Here is a 17,190-nt window from a genome sequence, read left to right on the forward strand (position 1 = left end):
GCTCGACATAAAAAAGGCCACCTCGACAGGTGGCCTTTTGCGTGGACGCTTTGATCAGAACTCGAAGCCGAAGTTGGTCAAAAACGCGGTGTTCCAGCCGTCGTCGACCGGCGAGCCGAAGTAGTTCAGCCCGTTCTTGTTCGAGACGATATCGAACCAGGCGAAGAACGGCCCGGCGGTCATCTGCACGCCCAGATCGTTGACCATCGGGTTTTGCTGATCGCCGAAGCCGCCGTTGAGGCTGGTAAAGTCGTTTGAAGGGTCGATCACGCTGAAGTCGTTGAAGAAATAGAGGCTTTCAACCGGGCCCCAGTCCACGTCCATGTTGTAACCGACGCTCGCCGAGTAGATTTCGCCCTGAGCGGGAATCAGGTAGTTGAAGTTGAACGCGCCGATCTGCAGGGCGTTATCGGAAATGCCCGAGGTCGCCTCGTCGGGATTTTTAGCGTTGTACTCGTAGGTGGTAGCCTGGACCAGCGTGCGCCAGTTGCCGTAGCTTCCGTCCACGCCGAGTGCCGCCGACCAATTGTCGCCGCTGCGTTCGGTGTTGCGGTTGTAGAGCTGACCGCCCTTCGCCGAGACGTTCACCTGGGTGGCGTAATCGGTGTCATGGCCGAAGGTGTAGCCTAGGCGCGCCGCGACCTGGTTCTCTTCGCTGTTGCCCTGGGCGCCATCGCCCACGGCGTTGGCGCCGTAGTGCTCGTTGCCATCGCCCAGACTGTCGCTTTTGAAAAACGCAAGCGAGGTGTCCCAGGGCCCGGCGGAGTGATCCCACTTGATGCCGGCGTTCTGGTTATCGTTGAAGCCCGCCAGATAGCCCAGGTTGCCGTACCAGCCCAGGTAGCCGTAATCCATGTTGCCAAAGGGCGTCTGCACCAGGCCCAGCTTGAACGAGTCTTCCTCGGTGGGGTTGTAGCCGATCCAGCCGTGCTGCAAAAAGTGGTAGTCGTCGTAGAAGCGGTAGGCCAGCGAGTAGTCGATAGCGCCGGTTTCACCCTGAACGGTCACGACGAACTTGCCGAAGTCGAGATCGCCCGAGGTGTCCTTGCTCTGGCTATCCCAGTCGTTGACGCTGCCGCTGAGTTCGAGCAGCCCACCGATTTCGACCTGCTGCATCTCTTGAAGCGTTTGCTGGTTCTGCTGGGCGAGCTGGGCCTCTTCGCCGTTGGCCGAGGTGCCCGTGGCGGTGCCCTCACCATAAGCGTCCTTGCTGGCGTTGCTTTGACTGGAACCGCTTTGATTGGAACCGCTCTGGCCAGCGCCGCTCTGGCTGGAGGTGCCCTGATTCGATGCCATCGATTGGTCGTTGTTTGATTCGCCGTAGGACTGCTGGCGTTCGAGCTGCTCGATGCGCTGCTGCATCTGGTTGAGCTGGGCGCGCAGCTCGTCGATGGTTTGCGAGTCACTGGTTTGTGCCTGGGCGCTGGAGAGCATGGCCGCAGAGACGCTAAGCCCGAGTGCCAGTCGCTTGAACTGGCATACGCGTGGGTATGACATGATGTTTTCCTTGCGAGTGTCGTTTTATATGCCGTTTTTTAATTATTGAAGGCTGGCTGGGTTACATACCGCCGATCACCGAAAGCGGTATGCGAGAAGGCGTGAGAGGCGCTGCCCGCTCAATACCCTAGTGACAACGCTTGGCTAAAGCAAATACGGCGCTTGCCAGCGTCACCTGCGCCGGCTGAATTAAACAGGGTCAACGCTTTGCACGTTGAAAGGCGTTGTCACGAGCTAAAGCCCGACGCCGCACGACCGATATACAGAAGACACCCTTTTCCACACGAGCCCCCTTTATGCCTACTTCGCACCGTACCTTAATGGCGGCTTTCGCTTTATCCATACTACCCGCCCACGCCGTTGCCCATAGCGACCCGGCCGAAACCGCGGTGATGGCCTGGCTTGCCAGCATCGACAGCGGAGAGTTCGAGAAAGCCTGGGAGTCGGCGTCGCCGCTTCTACAGCGCCCGCTATCGCCGGATATGCTGGCGCGCACCGTTGAGCTTGCGCGAAAAGACATGGGGCCGGTGGAGTCGCGCCACCCGCTGCGCGTGGTCAGCGACACCTCCATGCCCGGTGCGCCGCGCGGGGATCTCAAGATCTTTACCTTTCAAACCAGCTTCGCCAACAAGCAGGTGACCGAGACCGTCACGCCGCACTTCGAGGATGGGACCTGGCGGGTGAGCGGCTACTACGTGCAGTAGCCGATATTCTCGGGTTCGCCCTTGGCATACATGGTTAGTTCTTGACGCACACGAACAGCGCGTTGCCCGTTTCGCCGTTCCAGGGCGTGATCGCCTGGAAATCATGCTCGAACACTTCGACGGTAAAGTAGGGCGTTAGCAGCGCGATGAGTTCCTTGAAGCTCACGGCGACCATGGCGTGTTCGTCGACCCAGCGCTCGCTCTGCCCGGCGGTGGTTTTCTCGATACAGAGTTTTAGCGACTGACGCTCGCCTTTACCCGGGTAGTGCCAGCCGGAGCTGAACGTGAACGTCTCCTCTTCCCGGCGCGCGGTGTGTTTGACCGAAAGGGCGTTGTCGATCTTCTCCTTGTCCACGGCATTGAAGCAGATTACGCCGCCCGCCTCGAGCGCGCGCCAGGCGCTTTCGATGCACGCCTTTAGGCGCTCGACATCCGCGTTGTAGTGAATCGAGTAGAGAAAACAGGTGATCAGATCCTGCGGCTCACCGACGACGAAGTCGCCCATGTCCTGATGGCTGAAACGCGCCTCGGGGCAGCGCCTGGCGGCCTGCGCCAGCATGGGCGGGTTGAGGTCGAGTCCGATGCTATCAAAGCCTGCGTCGAGAAAGTGGCGCACGTGGGGGCCGGTGCCGCAGGCCAGATCCAGATGGCGACGCCCGCCGTTGCCGAAAAGCTGATTCAAGCGCTGTACGGCGCGGCTCTGCGCCGGGTAGTCGATCTCCTCGCACATGACGTCGTAGTAGCGGGAGAGGTCGGTATACAGGGCGTTGGCAGACATGACAGGCAGCGCTCGAAAAGGGGGTGGCGCATGGTAAACGAGCGCTTTGGATTTTAGAAGCCCGGTGTCAAAAGGCCCTCAGAATGGGCAATCGCCGCTTACGTTCCCATATTTGGTGTGAAGCGCATGCTGACCGCGAGCCGGTTCCAGCCGTTCATGGCGATCACCTCTAAACACCAGCGGTGTTTTCTCCGCTGGTGCCAGGGTCAGCTATGCTTACAGTGGCTTTGAGCCGTGGTGGGGTTTGCCACGGCGGCCATCAACCGATCCAAGGAGGTCATCATGGATGACGCCGTTTACTGGTACGCCGTGGCGACGGTGCTGCTGTTTGTGAAGATGTGGGCGACCGGGCTGTACCAGGGGTATCACCGTATTACCAAAATGACGTTCAAGACCCCGGAAGACGCGCGCATGGCGGGGAAGGAGCCGTCCAGGGAGGAACTTCCTCAGGTGCAGCAGGCGAGTAAGGCCTGGTCCAACGATCTGGAGAATATCCCCATCTTTTTGGCTCTGGGCGTAGCCTACGTGCTGGTCGGGGCGTCGCCCGGGCTTGCCATGTGGTTGTTCATGGTATTCACCGCGGCGCGCTACGCGCATACGCTCGCCTATCTTGCACGCCTTCAGCCCTGGCGCACCATCGCCTACGGCGTGGGGCTTGTGTGTATGATCGTTATGGCGATTCAAATTCTGTTGGCGCTGTAATCGCCATTGGCTGGTCGCGGCGCCACTCGCCGGGCGGGCGTATCTCCACGCGCGCCCAGCAGCGGCGAAGTTGCCGTTCGTCGCCAAAGCCGGACTCTTCGGCGATGCGGTCGAGTGTCCAGGCGGTTTCAATCATTAGGGTTTTGGCTCGCTGTAGCCGCAAACCGCTGATGTAGTCGCTCACCTGCATGCCGGTCAGCTGTTTGAACTGACGCCGGAAATGTCGCTCGCTCATGGCGGCTTGGGACGCCAGCACCTCCGCCCGCCAGGCCTTCACGGGGGCGGCGCTAATGGCGTCCTGCACACGGTGAATACGCTCATCCACGTGATTACGGCCTTCGAGCCAGGCGCCGAGCTGGGGCTCCTGACCGCTGCGGCGCAAATAAAGAACCATCTCGCGCGCCACCGAAAGCCCCAGTGCGTGGCCGCCCATACGGGTCAACCAGTGCAGCATGGTATCGATGCCCGTGGAAATGCCCGCGCTGGTCAAGTAGCGCCCGTCTTCGATGAAGATACAATCGCCCTGCACGCGGGCCCCAGGCGCCTTCTCGCGCAGCTGATCCAAAAGGGTATGATGGGTGGTGCAGCGGCGGCCGTCGAGCAGGCCGGCCTCGGCCAGCAACAGCGTACCGGAGCACACCGTCATCATGGTATCGACCTGGTTAACGTTGGCTCTCAGCCACTCGATACACGCCCGCTGAGCTAACGGGTCGACCGCGCTGCGATACTGACCGGGGATTAGTAGCAGGTCGTGGTGCGAAAGCGCGGTCGGCAGCGGCGCGATGCCGCCGAGGGTAAGAGGCCCTAGCCACTCGAGCGCCGGGCTCGGTCCCAGGTAGCTGATCTCGATTCTCAAGGAGAGGCGCTCAGCGCAGTGCAGTACCTGAAGCGGGCCGATCAGATCGAGCGGCACTTGGCCTGGCATCATCAGCACTGCCACCCGCAGGGGGGCATTCCCACGTGCGGGCGGCGAATTCAGGGGTCGAAAGCTAGTCACGCCGGGTTTGCCACTCATCGATCATGTTTTGAGTATCGATGATACGCGCAAAGCGGCCCTCCAGCACCAGCTCCGTGCGCGCCTTGATATCCTCGGCGGACCAGGTCACACCGTGGCGCGTCATGGGAAACGTGAGCGTGGCGTCGCTGACGAAGTCGACTTCGAAGCCCAGATCCGAGGCGACCCGCGCGGTGGTTTCGCAGCACTGCTCTGTACGAATACCGCTAATCGCCAAGCGAGAGATGGCGCGCTCGCATAGCCATTGTTCGAGCCCGGTATCGCTAAACGCGTTATGTACGCGCTTGTGAAAGGTAATCGCCGTGGGGTCATCAAAGCCGTCGAGCGGTTGAATCATCCCCTGGTCGGGGTCGAACGGCCCTTGGCTTCCCGGCGCTTCATGGAAAATGCGCACCACTGGAATACCCTCAGCGTGGGCAGCATCGAGCAGGGCGCGCTGCTTCGGCTTCCAGGCATTGGCCAGGCTCTCGACCCAATACTCCTTGGCAGGAAAGGAGGCCTGAACGTCGATCAGAAGCAGGGCGGTCGCGGGGTTTGAAGCGTTGGTAGGTGCCATGGTGAACCTCTTGATTTGAGTGAGGTTCCAGCTTAACGAGGCGCTGTCACTACGACGAGACAACTCACGGCCACAAACCGGACGAAAACGGCCATTGCGCCTTTCGGCGCAGGATGCTCGATTTCGGGTTGGCGCTCCCATGTGCAATGGATAGGATGACGATTTCAACACGCCCAGCGAGAAGCCGCCATGCTACTAGCCGCAACGCCCGAACCTCCGTACTACGCCGTGATCTTTACCTCGACGCTTACCGAGCACACCGAAGGTTACGAGGTAATGGCCGCGCGCATGGTCGCGCTCGCCGCCGAGCAGCCGGGATTTTTAGGCGTGGAGTCCGCACGCGAGGAGGTAGGTGTGACGGTTTCCTACTGGGCGGATATCGAGTCGATCAAGGCGTGGAAAAATCACGCCGAGCACCAGGAGGCGCAGCGGTTAGGCCATCAGCGGTGGTATCGCCATTTTCGCACCCGCATTGCCAGGGTCGAGCGTGACTACGGGGTCTAGGACGACATAATCAGTCCCGCTAGAAACTGCAGCAACAGAGCCAACAGCAACACCGACAGGCCGACCACAACGCTGGTCAATAGGGCGTGGCGCTTCCAAAGCACCAATACCCGATGGCCGAAGCGGCTAACCAGCCAGGCCAGCCCATAGTAGCGAAGTCCACGTGCGATCAGGGCCGCCAGCACGAACAGCAGCACCGGATAGTTCGAAAGTCCGGCGGTGATCATGGCGACCTGAAACGGAATCGGCAGAATACCGATAGCCAGAATGGCGGCGAAGCCGTACTGATTGAAAAACGTCTGGAAGGTCTGAAAGCTCTGCTCGATTCCCATGAAGGCGATGAACCAGGTGCCGATCGACTGAAAGAGCAAAAGCCCCACGCCGTAGCCGACCAGCGAGGCCAACAGGCATCCGGCGGTGGTGACCGCGGCCAGTCGCCAGATGCGCTCACGGTTGGCGGCCATCAGCGGAATTAAAATGAGTTCGAGCGGAATGGGCAGAATGATCGTTTCAAGAAACGACAGCGTACCCAAAAGCCAGAGCATGTTTTTGGAGCCGTTAAGGCGCGCAAGCCACGCTTTGGTACGCTTCGATGCCATGGCCATGTGCGTTTCTACATCCCCGGGTTGATGCGGCGATAGATACTCGCGAGCACACTGTAGGCGCCAAAGGCGAACAGCCCGATGGCCACGAAAGCCAGCAGCCACTGACCGAAGGCCTGGGTGCGAAGTGCGCTAAACACCTCTTCGGTACCGCCGGCTTCACTGGGGTTGATATGATACGCCGCCATGATGAAAAAACCGCCGACAATCAAAAATACGATGCCTCTTATGACCAAACCGAAGCGGCATACCGGGTACGCCCAGCGTTTGGTGGATTCAGGCATATCGAAGTGTTTGTCGAACTTGGCTTTTGCGCCCTTGAGGCAGTGGGCCACCCCGGCGCCAATCACACAAAGCCCTACCAGCCCCACCAGGTAGCGGCCGAAAGGCTGCTCGAAAAGCCAGCCCACTGCGCCCTGGGAGCCGCCGGAGCCGCTTGAGGAAGATCCGCCAAAACGAAAGATCAGGCTGGCGGCATAGAACGCCAGCAGCGTATGGGTGACCGCGCTGATCAAAAGTCCTGCACGAATGGCGAGCCCCTTGGGGTCGGTGCCGTGATTGTCGGCGTCCTTGATCGCCTGAATACAGCGCCACATGGCGTAGCCCACAAGCCCCAACGCGATTAGCCCTAGCAGCACCTGGCCGAACGGCGCGCTCAGAAGACGCTCGAGTGCGCCGCGGCTGCCTTCGGTTTGCCCGCCCTGGCCGAAAACGGCCAGCGCCGCCAACCCCCCGACCAGCAAATAGACGATACCGCGTGAGGCGTAGCCCATACGGGCGTAGAGCTGAATGGCGTCTTTATGATCGGGCGTGTTATGAGCCACGACGTCCTCCTGACTAAAATGGCGACGCTTCATAGTCCTGTATGAAGCCGGTGCCCCGAGCTGGGCGCTTGAAAACCTACCCTGTAGGGTAGGTGATCGAGCGCCAAAGGACTAACGCTTTCGGCATGGGCGCTTTTGTCACCCGGTCACGACTCATTTTCGAAAGGTACGGTAATGAACGCATCGACTCCTCTTTTCTGGCGTGACCCGCGTTTGCCTCAGGTAGAGCTTCGCTGCATCAGCGATGCTCGCCAAGTCGCCTACGCACTCCATAGCCATACTCACTGGTCGCTCGGCGCGGTCACACAAGGGAGAAGCTCGTTCTACTATCGAGGCGATACGCACCCCATTCGCGCGGGGGATTTGGTGCTGATGAATCCTGGTTGGGTGCACGCCTGCAACCCCATCGAGCATGAGCCCTGGGCGTATATGATGCTGTACGTGGAGGTCGCTTGGGTGAGCGAGCTACGCTATCGCGCGGGGCTCTCAAGCGGCCCGGAGTGGCAGGATATTGCCACGGCGGTACTGTCAAAGCCCGCGCTCTACCGCCGTTACCGGCGTATGGCGACGTGTTTGAGAAGCGACAAGGCGAGCCTCGATGAAAAACGCGCGGCGCTTACCGAGACACTTTTGCCGGTGCTGACACATTTGGCGATGACCCCTGCGCGCTCACCCGCGCACGTGCCGGCGGCGCTGGAGCGCCTGGCCGCATATCTTGACGATCACGCGCAAGAGGCGCTCACGCTCGAGCGGCTATGCCACGTGAGCGGCTACAGCGAAGGGCACCTGATTCGAGGCTTCAAACGCCATTACGGCATGACGCCTAGAGCCTATCTGATCAATCGGCGCGTCCAGCTGGGGCGCGAATGGTTAAACCAGGGCCACTCCATCGCAGAGACGGCGCTGGCGCTAGGCTTCAATGACCAGCCCCACTTTCAGCGCACCTTCAAGCGGCTACTCGCTGCCACGCCGCATCAGTATCGAACGCCTTCAACGTCGAAGCCTTCGCTAGTCCAGCACGATGAACAGACAGCTCACGGCCAGCAGTAGCGCAAGCACACGGTTGATCACGACCAAAAGGGTCGGATTGCTCACGTAGCGCTTCAAAAACGCCCCGGCGTAAACCCAGCACGACAGCGATAGCCAGCAGATGGGAAGATAGAGCGCGGCAAACAGCAGCGTCAGCTCGGCGCTGGCGCCGGTGTAGGCGCTGATGCCGGAGGCACAGGCAAGCCACGCCTTGGGATTGAGCCACTGCATCACCGCGCCGGTCCAGAACCCGGGGGCTTTGGCGGGCGCACGGTGGGAAAGCCTGCCGTCATCCAGTGCCAGTTTAGCGCTCAGGTAGAGCAAAAACGCCACGCCTGCCCATCGCAGCAGGATTTCCAGCATTGGCCAGTGACGCAAAAGCGAATAAAGCCCGGCGCCTACGCTTAGAAATAGCGCGATGAAGCCAAGCGTGGCGCCGGTCACGAATACCAGGCCGCGCGCAATGGGGTAGTGAGTGCCGCTGCTCAGGCACACCAGGTTGACCGGCCCCGGCGAGATGGAGGCCGCCAGGGCAAAGGCGGACATGGGCAGCAGTAGCGAGATACTCATGGTGATGATTCCATGGTGGAGAAGAGGGCCAGAGTATTTCAATGCCAGCCCCCTGGGTATTGTAAAAAATTGAGGTGGCGCCGCGGCGCTGTCGCATTGTGTGAAAGCGGAATGGTTCAGGGTTGAAAGGAGCGCAGGATTCGGGTCGGCAGCCGGTCACAAGGCGCTTAGACTTCGAAGAGCAGAAACAACGGAGCGGGCAATGGACGAGTACGGGCGGATCGAAAAGGCGATGGCCTACATGGTGGACAACGCGGCGAGCCAGCCAAGCCTTGCCGAGGTGGCCGCTCACGTGTACTGGAGCCCCGCGCACTTTCAACGTGTTTTTCGCCGCTATGCCGGCATTTCGCCCAAGCGTTTTCTACAGGCGCTGACCCTTGAGCGCGCCAAGCGCCTGATGGCCTCGACCGATTCGCTGCTTCAGGCCGCCCATGCGGTGGGGCTTAGTGGCGGCTCCCGGCTTTACGATCACTTCGTCTCGCTCGACGCGGTGACCCCGGGCGAGCACAAGCGACAGGGCGACGGGCTCACCATTCGCTACGGCGTTCACTCAACCCCCTTTGGCGCGGCGCTGGCGGCCACCACCGAGCGGGGTATCTGCCGGCTGGGGTTTATCGGCGCCAATGGAATGGGCGAGCAGCTCGCCGGGCTAACCGCTGCGTGGCCCAAAAGCCAGCTAATTCACCAGCCCGAGGCCACGCGCTACGTGGTGGAGGCGCTTTTCGACGGCGCGTTTGGTGACGCGCGAGCACTGTCGCTGCACGTGGCGGGCACCAATTTTCAGGTTGCGGTATGGCGCGCGCTGCTCGCGATTCCCGCCGGGGAGCTTGCAAGCTACGGTCAGCTGGCCAAAGCGCTTGGCAAGCCCGGCGCCTCAAGGGCGGTCGGCAGCGCCGTTGGGGCGAATCCGGTCGCGCTCTGGATCCCATGCCACCGGGTGATCCAGCAAAGCGGGGCGCTGGGCGGCTACCGCTGGGGCGTGGCGCGCAAGCAAATGGTGCAGGCCTGGGAGAGCAGCCAGCAGAGTGCGAAAGAGGGCAGCCCCGGGTCGGGTCGGCTATCGTTAACCTGAACGAGTTAAACAAGGGAGAGCCCCATGAACGTCGATGCGATTCAGGCCGATATCACGACACTCGATGTTGATGCGATCGTCAACGCCGCCAACCAGTCGCTGATGGGCGGCGGCGGGGTGGACGGCGCGATCCACCGCGCCGCCGGGCCCGAACTCAAACAGGCGTGCCGCACGCTCGGCGGCTGTGAGACAGGCGATGCCAAGCTGACCGACGGCTTCAGGCTACCGGCTCGCTATGTGATCCACGCCGTTGGCCCGGTATGGAACGGCGGACAGCGCGGCGAGGCCGAGAAACTCGCCGGCTGCTACCGCCGCGCGCTGGAACTCGCCGCGTCCGTCAATGCCCGCTCCATCGCGTTTCCCAGCATCAGTACCGGTATTTACCGCTTTCCCATCGAGCGTGCCGCCGAGGTCGCGGTTGAAACGGTCAAGGCGGCGCTGAGTGAACACTCGACGGTCGAATCGGTCACGTTTTGCTGCTTCTCGGAAAGTGACCTGGCGGTGTATGAGGCGCTGCTCAATCGATCAGCCCGTTAGCGTCGAAGAACGGGTAGGGGCCGGGGTAGCGCTCGATGAACCCCTGGTGGGTGATCAGCCCGCTTTGCGGGGTATAGGCGTGCAGCAAATAGCCCGGCGGCTCCAGCTGAAAGTGCGCCGGCCCATCCATGCTTAGATCCAGGCTCACCTGGTGCGACACCCCCGGGCAGCTGAGTGCGAGAGTACCGCCAAAGCGCGCTTGCAGGCTGCGATGCAGGTGCCCGCACAGTACGCGCTCGACCTGCGGATGGCGCGCGATCACCGCTTCGAACGCCCCGGCATCGAGCAGTGGCTGATGATCCATATGGTCGATACCGCTGACAAACGGATGGTGGTGCAGCATGACCAGCGTCGGGGTGTCCGGGCGCTTTGCCAGGGTAGCCTCCAGCCACGCAAGGCTTGCGGCATCGAGCTCGCCGTGGGGCTTGCCGGTTACCAGCGTGTCCAGGCCGATCAGGCGGATCGGGTAGTCGTCGATTACCCAGTGCAGATATTCGGGGTGCTGGAACAGGTAGCGATGGCTCTCAAGCGCCTCGCGCAGGTTGGCGCGGTGATCGTGGTTGCCGGGAATGACGTAGAAGGGCCGCGTCAGCGCCTCGGTCAGCCTGGTGAACGTGGCGTACTCCTCGGGATGGCCAAAATCGACCAGATCGCCGCTGATGAGTACCAGATCCGGGCGCGGTGTCAACGCGTTGAGCGTGTCGATCGCTTGGGTCAGGGCACGCGCCGTATCGACCTGGCGGTAGGAGAGCTTGCCGCCGGCCTTGATATGCGGGTCGGTGATCTGGGCAATCAGAAAGGGCTTATCCATGCGCGCTTGCTCCGCTGGCCGATGGGTGAAACAGCGCCTGCTCCGGGATCATCAGGCCGATTTCACTGCCCGTCGGCCAGCTTTGGCGTGACGAGACGCGTACCGATAGCGTCGTGTCATTGCCGGTATCCACTGCCAGCTGCTGTGCCTGGCCCAGAAAAACGCTCTCGATGATGCGGCCCTTGAGCTGGGCGTTCTCGATGGGCACCACCTGGATGTCTTCCGGGCGGCAGTAAAGGGTGTTGGCCGTGGCCAGGTGCGAGGCGCGCAGCGTGCCGCCGGGTACGCAAAACGTGCCGTCGGATATCTGCGATTGCACCGCGAGGCGGTTGACTGCGCCGATGAAGTCCGCCACGAACGCGTTGGCAGGCTGGTGATAGATCTCGCGCGGGCTGCCGAGCTGGGCGATGCGCCCGGCCTGCATCACGGCGATGCGATCGCCGAGCGCCATGGCCTCGTCCTGGTCGTGGGTCACGTACACCGCAGTGATGCCGAGCTCGCGCAAAAGCGCACCGATCTCCAGGCGCAGCCGGTCGCGAAGCTTGGCGTCGAGTGCGGCCAGCGGCTCGTCGAACAGCAGCACGCGGGGGCGCACGGCAATCGCCCGGGCCAGCGCCACGCGCTGCTTTTGCCCCCCGGAAAGCGCACCGATCGAGCGCTCGGCGTAGCCCTTTAAATCCACCATCTCCAACACCTCCGCTAGGCGACGGTCGATCTCGGCGCGGGAAAGCTTTTGAATGCGAAGCCCGTAGGTAATGTTGTCGGCCACGTTCATGTTGGGAAACAGCGCGTAGTTCTGAAACACCATGCCGACATCGCGCTTCTCGATGGGCAGGGCGGTGACATCACGCTCGCCGAACTGCACCTGACCGCCCGGGTCCGGGCGCTCCAGGCCGCTGATGATTCTGAGCGTGGTGGTCTTGCCGCAGCCCGAGGGGCCCAAAAGCACCAACGTTTCGCCCGCCTTGATGTGAAGATCCAGCGGCTCAAGGGCGACGTGCCCGCCGGCGAAGGTGCGGCTGCACCGGGTCAGCGTGATACTCGAGGATAAGGACATGATCGCTCTCTAAAACGTATTCAATGGAGGGGGCGGGGTTAGCGGCGCGGCCCGGTCAGCTTTCCGGCCCACTGGATCATCACCAGAAGCGGCACGATCATGAGCAGAAACACCAGCGTGTAGGCGGAACCCACTTCCAGGCGCATCGAGGCGTAGCTGTCGGCAAGGCCGACCGGCAGAGTCTTGGTGAGCGGAGTGTGCAGCATCCAGGTGATGTTGAATTCGCCGATCGAAAGTGTGATCACCATCAAGGCCCCGGCCAGAATGCCGCTGGCGCAGTTGGGCACGACCACGCCGAAAAAGCGCTGCCAGGGGCTCGCCCCGAGACTCGCCGCGGCTTCCTCCAGAAGCGGCAGGCGGGCGGTGTGCATCACCGAATGCACCGCGCGCACCATGAACGGCAGAGTGAACAGCACGTGGCCGATCAAAATGAACAGCCAGCTCGAGCGAAACTCGCGGAAGCTGCCGTAGGCCAGCAAAAGCGCCAGCGCTGTGGCAAGCCCCGGTACCGCCACCGGCAGCAGCAGAAGTTCCTCGATGGCGTGCGCGACGCGGTGGCGGCTTCGCAGAAGCCCGTAGGCCGCCGGCACACCGATCAACGTGGTGATGACCAGACACGCCAGCGCCAGCTTGATCGAAAGCCAGATGGTGTCCGAGTAGAGCACCCACACCTCGCTGACCCAGCGCAGCGTCAGCCCGCTTTGCAAGCCCTGAAAGTAGTTCTCGGTCAGCCCCGCCATGACCGACATGGCGATGGGCACGATCATGAAAAGGCAGACCAGCAGGGTGAACCCCAGCTGCAGTGAAAAACGCAGGCGCTGACTCATACCGAGGCTCCCAGGGCGTTGCTCGCAAGCTTTCGCGCTAGCGCCAGCGCCGCCCAGGTAATCAGCCCAAGCACCACTGAAAGCGCCGCCGCCATCGCGAAGTTGGCGTAGTTGGTGAATTCGCCGTAGATGTTCAGCGGCAAAATGGGCAGCCGCGTCCCCAGGGTGAAAGCGGTGCCGAAGGCGCCCATGCTGGTGGCGAAGCAGATCGCGCCGGTGGAGAGCAGCGCCGGGGCGATGCCGGGAATGATCACATCGCGCATCACCCGCCAGTGGCTGGCGCCGAGCGCGCGCGCGGCCTCCTCCAGGCTCTGATCGAGGTTGTCGCAGGCCGCCATCACGGTGGTGATCACCCGCGGGATCGAGAAGTAGAGATAGCCGATGAACAGGCCCAGCAGCGAGTAGGCAAACACCCAGCGCTCACCGAACAGCCACAGGCTGGTCTGCGCCAGCGCCCCCTGGCGCCCGCCGAGCATGATGACCAGAAAACCCACCACGACGCCGGGAAAGGCGAGTGGGAAGGTCAGGATCGCCACCAGCAGCGATTGGCCCGCAAAACGGTGGCGCGCTAGAAAGAAACCGGCGAAGCCGGCAATCCCGACCGCCGCGACCGACACCGCCAGCGAAAGCGTGACGGTGGTCGCCAGGCTGATCAGGTACTGGCGGTGGGTCAAGAGCGTCAGGTAGGCGCTAACGCCGCTGGCGCGATCCGCCTCCGCCCCCATCAGCAGAAGCCGCGAGAACGGTAGTAGCCAGAACGCCGTGAAGATGGTCAGCGCTGGCACCAGCGCGACCAGGGTAATCAGCTGCGCCCGGCGGGAGGTGCGCCGGTGTCGGTCGAGAAAAGCAGCCCCGAAGGGCTGCTTGAGTGTGGCGGACATGATCAGCGAACCTCCGAGAGATACCGCTCGGAGAACTCGCGCTGCGCCTGCGCCATGGCCGCGTAATCCACCGCGCTTGCGCGGGCGTAGTCGCTGTCGGGCAAAAACACCTGACGCGCTTCGTCGGAGATCGCCTCTTCGCGTACCGGGCGCAGGTAGGCGTCGGCCCACACCGCCTGGCCCTCGTCAGATAGCACGAAATCGAGCACTTCGCGGCCGTTGTCCGAGTGGGGCCCGTTCTTGACCAGGCTCATCACGTAGGGCACCACGATGCTGCCCTCTTCGGGAATCACGAACTCGACGTTGGCGCCATCGCTGTAGCGGGCGCGGTAGGCGTTGAAGTCGTAGTCCAGCAGGATCGGAATTTCACCGGAAAGCACGCGCGCGTAGCTGGTCTGCTTGGGCACGATGGGGTCGTTGTCGGCAAGCGCGTTGAAGTAGTCGATGGCCGGGGTGAAGTCCTCGAGGTCACCGCCGAGGGCCAGGTTGACCGCGGTGGCACCCACGTAACCCACGAAGGCGCTGGCCGGGTCGAGATAGCCGATCATGCCGCGATAGGCCGGGTCGAGCAGGTCCTCCCAGGAAGTCGGCACCGGCGCGCCGTCGAGCGCATCGACGTTGACCATGAAGCCGAGCGTGCCGGAATGGATGGCGAACCAGTTGCCTTCCGGGTCCTTCAACCCCTCCGGAATCTCGTCCCAGTGCTCGGGCTGATAGGGCTCGACCACATCGTCTTCCATGGCCTGAATACCAAAGGTGACCCCGTAGTAGACCACGTCCGCCACTGGACTCTGCGCCTCGGCGACCAGCTGGGCCAGCGACTGGCCGGAATTCTTGTTGTCCTGGGGCACCTGGATACCGGTTTTCTCTTCGATCAGCTCAAGCTGGGCGCCCCAGTCCGCCCACTCAGGCGGGCAGTTGTAGCAGATCGCGGTAGTGGCGCCTTGCGCCGCGGCAAGGCTCGAGACACCCGTCAGGGCGGTGGCAAGCAGCAGACGTACGGGAGTGTTACGCATGGTGAGAACCTCGTTGGGTCGAACAGAGAGCAGTGATGGCAACAGGAGGTGCCACGCTTTCGCCTTCGCGCAGGGTGTAGGGCAGAAGCGGTGGCGCGGGTTGCTCGCCTTCGAGCAGAGCGAGCAGGGCGTTGACGGCCTCGCGGCCGATGTCGGCGCGGGGCTGCTCGATGGTGCAAAGCGAGGGGTAGAGGCATTTGCCAAGGGCAATGCCGTCGAACCCCATGATCGAGACGTCGCCGGGTACCTTGACCCCGGCGCGGGTGAGTTCGCCGATCAGGCTGATGGCGAGCAGGTCGTTGGTAGCGATCAGCGCGGTGAGGGCATTTGGGCCTTCGAGCTGGCTTTTGATCGGGGCGAGTTCGGCCCGGGTATGGCGCGGCATCTCGAGCAAGGCGCGCGACGTAAGCCCCGCGTTCTGCATCATTTGGCGGTAGCCCTCGAAGCGCTGGCGGGCCCGGTCGGATTGCAGAAGCGGCCCGGCCACCATGCCGATGTGGGTGTGGCCGAGATCGATCAAGTGGCGGGTGGCCGCTTCGCTGGCAGCGCGGTTATCCACGCCAATCGAGGGAAAGCCGCTTTCGCCCGCCGGGTTATAGACCAGCAGGCAGGGCGTGGACTCCCGGCGCAGTGAGGTGAGTAGCGGGCTCTGGTCGGCATCCGCCACGGTCAGCACGAGCCCATCCACCCGCTGACGCAACATCGACTCGACGATGTCACTCTCGCGGGCCGGGTCGTACTCGCTGGTGGTGATCAAAAGCGAAAAGCCGCGCTCGCGGGCGGCGACCTCCATGGCCTGAAGCTGCTCGGCGAACACCGGGTTGTCGAGGCTCGGCACCATGACGCCGATCATCCGGGTGGCCTGGGCGCGCAGCTGACGTGCCACGGTGTTGGGCCGAAAACGCAGCTCCCGAGCGGCGGCCAGGACCTTTTCGCGGGTCTGGTCGCGCACTAGTTCAGGGCTTGAAAAGGCGCGTGCCGCGGTGGCCCGAGAGACCCCTGCACGCTTTGCCACGCTCGCTATATCCGCCATCGGTCATCCTGTGTCGAAAAATGAGATCGATCTCATTGGTGATCACAGAGGCTAGCGGTGCTTCATGACAACGCCGTGTCGGTTGGATGTCCGTTTTAAAAAAACGGGAAAGGTTTAATTAATGCCCAAACACCGACCAGCCGGTGCGCTGGACGAACATCTCCAGTGCCCGGGCGCCCAGCAAACTATTGCCGTAGGTGTCGAGACCCGGCGACCAGACTGCCAGCGACCCGCGCCCTGGGGCGATGGCGAGAATGCCTCCGCCGACGCCACTTTTGCCCGGAAGCCCCACGCGAAAGGCGAACTCGCCGGAGGCGTCGTAATGGCCGCACATCATCATCAAGGAGTTGATCCGCCGCGCCCGCTGGGGCGAGACCACGCGCAGGTTGCTGGGCTTGTTGACCCCGTTCGAGGCGAGAAAGAGCCCGGCGTGAGCGAGCTGCTCGCAGCTCATGGCGATGGCGCACTGATGAAAATAGGTGCCCAGCACCTTGTCGACATCGTGGCGAAGGCGCCCGAAGGCCTTCATGAAGTGGGCAAGCGAGGCGTTGCGGTCCTTGTGCGCCATCTCAGAAGCGGCGACCTGGCGGTCGAAGCAGATACTCGTATCGTCGGCGATATAGCGCACGAAGCTTAGAATCTCGGCAAGCGACTCCCGCGGCTCGTGCCCCATCATGATCGCATCCACCACGGCGATCGCACCGGCGTTGATGAACGGATTACGCGGCTTGCCGCCTTCGTGTTCGAGCTGAACGATAGAGTTGAACGGATCTCCCGAAGGCTCACGGCCGACATTGGCCCACAGGCCGTCGCCGAGCTTGCCAAGCCCCATGGTGAGCGTGAACACCTTCGAAATGCTCTGAATCGAAAACGGCGTGGCCGCGCACCCGGCCGAGAAGCGTTCGCCCTCGACCGTGGCCAGGCTGATACCGAACTGATGAGGGTCGACCTCGGCGAGCTGGGGAATGTAGTCGGCGACCTTGCCGCGCTCGGTTTCACGAGCGAGCTGTTCGGTGATGTCGTTTAAAAGCGTTTGCATGGCTGGCGATCGATGGCGTAAAGGGCCAATTACCCTAGCCGAAACCGCGCAGCTTGTCTGCCCAGCGGTCGGTGCAAGGCTTGCCGTGGGTCGGTAGTGAGCGTTTGATGAAAGCGGCTTGAATGACCAACCGGTG

Annotated in this window: 20 protein-coding genes; 6 read left to right on the forward strand and 14 right to left on the reverse strand. The window is 62.4% G+C overall.

All coding sequences use genetic code 11. The features are described 5' to 3' along the window. Positions 1 to 54: 54 nt before the first annotated feature. A complete protein-coding gene (locus tag OCT39_RS06935) occupies positions 55 to 1,497 on the reverse strand; it encodes a hypothetical protein (protein ID WP_263586932.1) in 1,443 nt (480 codons plus the stop codon). A 296-nt stretch (positions 1,498 to 1,793) separates the two neighbouring features. Here OCT39_RS06935 and OCT39_RS06940 point away from each other — a divergent pair, with 296 nt between their 5' ends. Continuing rightward, positions 1,794 to 2,201, forward strand: a complete 408-nt coding sequence (locus tag OCT39_RS06940; protein ID WP_263586933.1) for a DUF4019 domain-containing protein — start codon at positions 1,794 to 1,796, stop codon at positions 2,199 to 2,201. Positions 2,202 to 2,235: 34 nt separating this feature from the next. Here OCT39_RS06940 and OCT39_RS06945 read toward each other — a convergent pair whose 3' ends face one another. Next, positions 2,236 to 2,979: a class I SAM-dependent DNA methyltransferase gene (locus OCT39_RS06945; protein ID WP_263586934.1), complete on the reverse strand. Its 744-nt coding sequence runs from the start codon at positions 2,977 to 2,979 to the stop codon at positions 2,236 to 2,238. Positions 2,980 to 3,261: 282 nt separating this feature from the next. Here OCT39_RS06945 and OCT39_RS06950 point away from each other — a divergent pair, with 282 nt between their 5' ends. Then, positions 3,262 to 3,681, forward strand: coding sequence for an MAPEG family protein (locus OCT39_RS06950; RefSeq protein ID WP_263586935.1), 420 nt, complete (start codon positions 3,262 to 3,264; stop codon positions 3,679 to 3,681). Here the strand turns inward: OCT39_RS06950 and OCT39_RS06955 are convergent. Next, positions 3,650 to 4,609 (reverse strand): GlxA family transcriptional regulator, encoded by a 960-nt coding sequence (locus tag OCT39_RS06955; RefSeq protein ID WP_263586936.1) that lies wholly within the window; start codon positions 4,607 to 4,609, stop codon positions 3,650 to 3,652. The genes OCT39_RS06950 and OCT39_RS06955 overlap by 32 nt on opposite strands. 61 nt (positions 4,610 to 4,670) lie before the next feature. Beyond that, complete coding sequence (locus tag OCT39_RS06960; RefSeq protein WP_263586937.1) at positions 4,671 to 5,252, reverse strand: isochorismatase family protein; 582 nt, start codon at positions 5,250 to 5,252, stop codon at positions 4,671 to 4,673. Between the two features lie 189 nt (positions 5,253 to 5,441). On the opposite strand from OCT39_RS06960, the gene OCT39_RS06965 reads away from it, so the two are divergent. Further along, the gene (locus OCT39_RS06965; RefSeq protein WP_263586938.1) at positions 5,442 to 5,756 is read left to right on the forward strand and encodes an antibiotic biosynthesis monooxygenase family protein; all 315 of its coding nucleotides are present in this window, start codon (positions 5,442 to 5,444) and stop codon (positions 5,754 to 5,756) included. On the opposite strand, the gene OCT39_RS06970 is transcribed toward OCT39_RS06965, so the two are convergent. Then, on the reverse strand, positions 5,753 to 6,355 hold the full coding sequence (locus tag OCT39_RS06970) for a YqaA family protein (RefSeq protein ID WP_263586939.1): 603 nt from the start codon (positions 6,353 to 6,355) through the stop codon (positions 5,753 to 5,755). The two genes, OCT39_RS06965 and OCT39_RS06970, sit on opposite strands and share 4 nt — an antisense overlap. Before the next feature lie 14 nt (positions 6,356 to 6,369). After that, the gene (locus OCT39_RS06975; protein WP_263586940.1) at positions 6,370 to 7,182 is read right to left on the reverse strand and encodes a DUF1206 domain-containing protein; all 813 of its coding nucleotides are present in this window, start codon (positions 7,180 to 7,182) and stop codon (positions 6,370 to 6,372) included. Positions 7,183 to 7,356: 174 nt separating this feature from the next. On the opposite strand from OCT39_RS06975, the gene OCT39_RS06980 reads away from it, so the two are divergent. Further along, on the forward strand, positions 7,357 to 8,232 hold the full coding sequence (locus OCT39_RS06980; RefSeq protein ID WP_263586941.1) for a helix-turn-helix transcriptional regulator: 876 nt from the start codon (positions 7,357 to 7,359) through the stop codon (positions 8,230 to 8,232). Here the strand turns inward: OCT39_RS06980 and OCT39_RS06985 are convergent. Continuing rightward, positions 8,191 to 8,781: a LysE family translocator gene (locus OCT39_RS06985; RefSeq protein WP_263586942.1), complete on the reverse strand. Its 591-nt coding sequence runs from the start codon at positions 8,779 to 8,781 to the stop codon at positions 8,191 to 8,193. The genes OCT39_RS06980 and OCT39_RS06985 overlap by 42 nt on opposite strands. A 202-nt stretch (positions 8,782 to 8,983) precedes the next feature. Here OCT39_RS06985 and OCT39_RS06990 point away from each other — a divergent pair, with 202 nt between their 5' ends. Together OCT39_RS06990 and OCT39_RS06995 are read left to right on the forward strand one after the other, a co-directional pair. Beyond that, positions 8,984 to 9,853: a bifunctional transcriptional activator/DNA repair enzyme AdaA gene (locus OCT39_RS06990; RefSeq protein ID WP_263586943.1), complete on the forward strand. Its 870-nt coding sequence runs from the start codon at positions 8,984 to 8,986 to the stop codon at positions 9,851 to 9,853. Positions 9,854 to 9,877: 24 nt separating this feature from the next. Next, the gene (locus tag OCT39_RS06995; protein ID WP_263586944.1) at positions 9,878 to 10,390 is read left to right on the forward strand and encodes an O-acetyl-ADP-ribose deacetylase; all 513 of its coding nucleotides are present in this window, start codon (positions 9,878 to 9,880) and stop codon (positions 10,388 to 10,390) included. Here the strand turns inward: OCT39_RS06995 and OCT39_RS07000 are convergent. From OCT39_RS07000 to OCT39_RS07030, 7 genes are all read right to left on the reverse strand, one after another. Further along, on the reverse strand, positions 10,371 to 11,201 hold the full coding sequence (locus OCT39_RS07000; protein ID WP_263586945.1) for a phosphodiesterase: 831 nt from the start codon (positions 11,199 to 11,201) through the stop codon (positions 10,371 to 10,373). The two genes, OCT39_RS06995 and OCT39_RS07000, sit on opposite strands and share 20 nt — an antisense overlap. Next, positions 11,194 to 12,258, reverse strand: a complete 1,065-nt coding sequence (locus OCT39_RS07005) for an ABC transporter ATP-binding protein (protein WP_263586946.1) — start codon at positions 12,256 to 12,258, stop codon at positions 11,194 to 11,196. Before OCT39_RS07005 ends, OCT39_RS07000 begins: the two co-directional genes overlap by 8 nt. 38 nt (positions 12,259 to 12,296) lie before the next feature. After that, on the reverse strand, positions 12,297 to 13,085 hold the full coding sequence (locus OCT39_RS07010) for an ABC transporter permease (RefSeq protein ID WP_263586947.1): 789 nt from the start codon (positions 13,083 to 13,085) through the stop codon (positions 12,297 to 12,299). Continuing rightward, positions 13,082 to 13,966 carry an ABC transporter permease gene (locus tag OCT39_RS07015; protein ID WP_263586948.1) on the reverse strand — a complete coding sequence of 295 codons (885 nt, stop codon included), beginning with the start codon at positions 13,964 to 13,966 and terminating at the stop codon, positions 13,082 to 13,084. The genes OCT39_RS07010 and OCT39_RS07015 overlap by 4 nt, the downstream gene beginning before the upstream one ends. Positions 13,967 to 13,968: 2 nt before the next feature. Next, entirely contained in the window at positions 13,969 to 14,982 is a 1,014-nt protein-coding gene (locus tag OCT39_RS07020) for an ABC transporter substrate-binding protein (RefSeq protein WP_263586949.1), read from the reverse strand. Further along, positions 14,975 to 16,015, reverse strand: a complete 1,041-nt coding sequence (locus tag OCT39_RS07025; protein WP_263586950.1) for a LacI family DNA-binding transcriptional regulator — start codon at positions 16,013 to 16,015, stop codon at positions 14,975 to 14,977. The genes OCT39_RS07020 and OCT39_RS07025 overlap by 8 nt, the downstream gene beginning before the upstream one ends. Positions 16,016 to 16,133: 118 nt before the next feature. Then, complete coding sequence (locus tag OCT39_RS07030) at positions 16,134 to 17,054, reverse strand: glutaminase (protein ID WP_263586951.1); 921 nt, start codon at positions 17,052 to 17,054, stop codon at positions 16,134 to 16,136. Between the last annotated feature and the right edge of the window lie 136 nt (positions 17,055 to 17,190).

Source organism: Halomonas sp. GD1P12 (assembly GCF_025725645.1).
Lineage (GTDB): Bacteria > Pseudomonadota > Gammaproteobacteria > Pseudomonadales > Halomonadaceae > Vreelandella.

Excerpts from the sequence above, each read along its gene's own strand:
- OCT39_RS06955 (WP_263586936.1), bottom strand. The coding sequence starts at position 4,609 with ATGATGCCAGGCCAAGTGCCGCTCGATCTGATCGGCCCGCTTCAGGTA.
- OCT39_RS07020 (WP_263586949.1), bottom strand. The coding sequence starts at position 14,982 with ATGCGTAACACTCCCGTACGTCTGCTGCTTGCCACCGCCCTGACGGGT.
- OCT39_RS07005 (WP_263586946.1), bottom strand. The coding sequence starts at position 12,258 with ATGTCCTTATCCTCGAGTATCACGCTGACCCGGTGCAGCCGCACCTTC.
- OCT39_RS06985 (WP_263586942.1), bottom strand. The coding sequence starts at position 8,781 with ATGAGTATCTCGCTACTGCTGCCCATGTCCGCCTTTGCCCTGGCGGCC.
- OCT39_RS07030 (WP_263586951.1), bottom strand. The coding sequence starts at position 17,054 with ATGCAAACGCTTTTAAACGACATCACCGAACAGCTCGCTCGTGAAACC.
- OCT39_RS06995 (WP_263586944.1), top strand. The coding sequence starts at position 9,878 with ATGAACGTCGATGCGATTCAGGCCGATATCACGACACTCGATGTTGAT.
- OCT39_RS06970 (WP_263586939.1), bottom strand. The coding sequence starts at position 6,355 with ATGGCATCGAAGCGTACCAAAGCGTGGCTTGCGCGCCTTAACGGCTCC.
- OCT39_RS06965 (WP_263586938.1), top strand. The coding sequence starts at position 5,442 with ATGCTACTAGCCGCAACGCCCGAACCTCCGTACTACGCCGTGATCTTT.
- OCT39_RS06960 (WP_263586937.1), bottom strand. The coding sequence starts at position 5,252 with ATGGCACCTACCAACGCTTCAAACCCCGCGACCGCCCTGCTTCTGATC.
- OCT39_RS06940 (WP_263586933.1), top strand. The coding sequence starts at position 1,794 with ATGCCTACTTCGCACCGTACCTTAATGGCGGCTTTCGCTTTATCCATA.
- OCT39_RS06950 (WP_263586935.1), top strand. The coding sequence starts at position 3,262 with ATGGATGACGCCGTTTACTGGTACGCCGTGGCGACGGTGCTGCTGTTT.
- OCT39_RS07025 (WP_263586950.1), bottom strand. The coding sequence starts at position 16,015 with ATGGCGGATATAGCGAGCGTGGCAAAGCGTGCAGGGGTCTCTCGGGCC.
- OCT39_RS07015 (WP_263586948.1), bottom strand. The coding sequence starts at position 13,966 with ATGTCCGCCACACTCAAGCAGCCCTTCGGGGCTGCTTTTCTCGACCGA.
- OCT39_RS06945 (WP_263586934.1), bottom strand. The coding sequence starts at position 2,979 with ATGTCTGCCAACGCCCTGTATACCGACCTCTCCCGCTACTACGACGTC.
- OCT39_RS06980 (WP_263586941.1), top strand. The coding sequence starts at position 7,357 with ATGAACGCATCGACTCCTCTTTTCTGGCGTGACCCGCGTTTGCCTCAG.
- OCT39_RS07000 (WP_263586945.1), bottom strand. The coding sequence starts at position 11,201 with ATGGATAAGCCCTTTCTGATTGCCCAGATCACCGACCCGCATATCAAG.
- OCT39_RS06935 (WP_263586932.1), bottom strand. The coding sequence starts at position 1,497 with ATGTCATACCCACGCGTATGCCAGTTCAAGCGACTGGCACTCGGGCTT.
- OCT39_RS06990 (WP_263586943.1), top strand. The coding sequence starts at position 8,984 with ATGGACGAGTACGGGCGGATCGAAAAGGCGATGGCCTACATGGTGGAC.
- OCT39_RS07010 (WP_263586947.1), bottom strand. The coding sequence starts at position 13,085 with ATGAGTCAGCGCCTGCGTTTTTCACTGCAGCTGGGGTTCACCCTGCTG.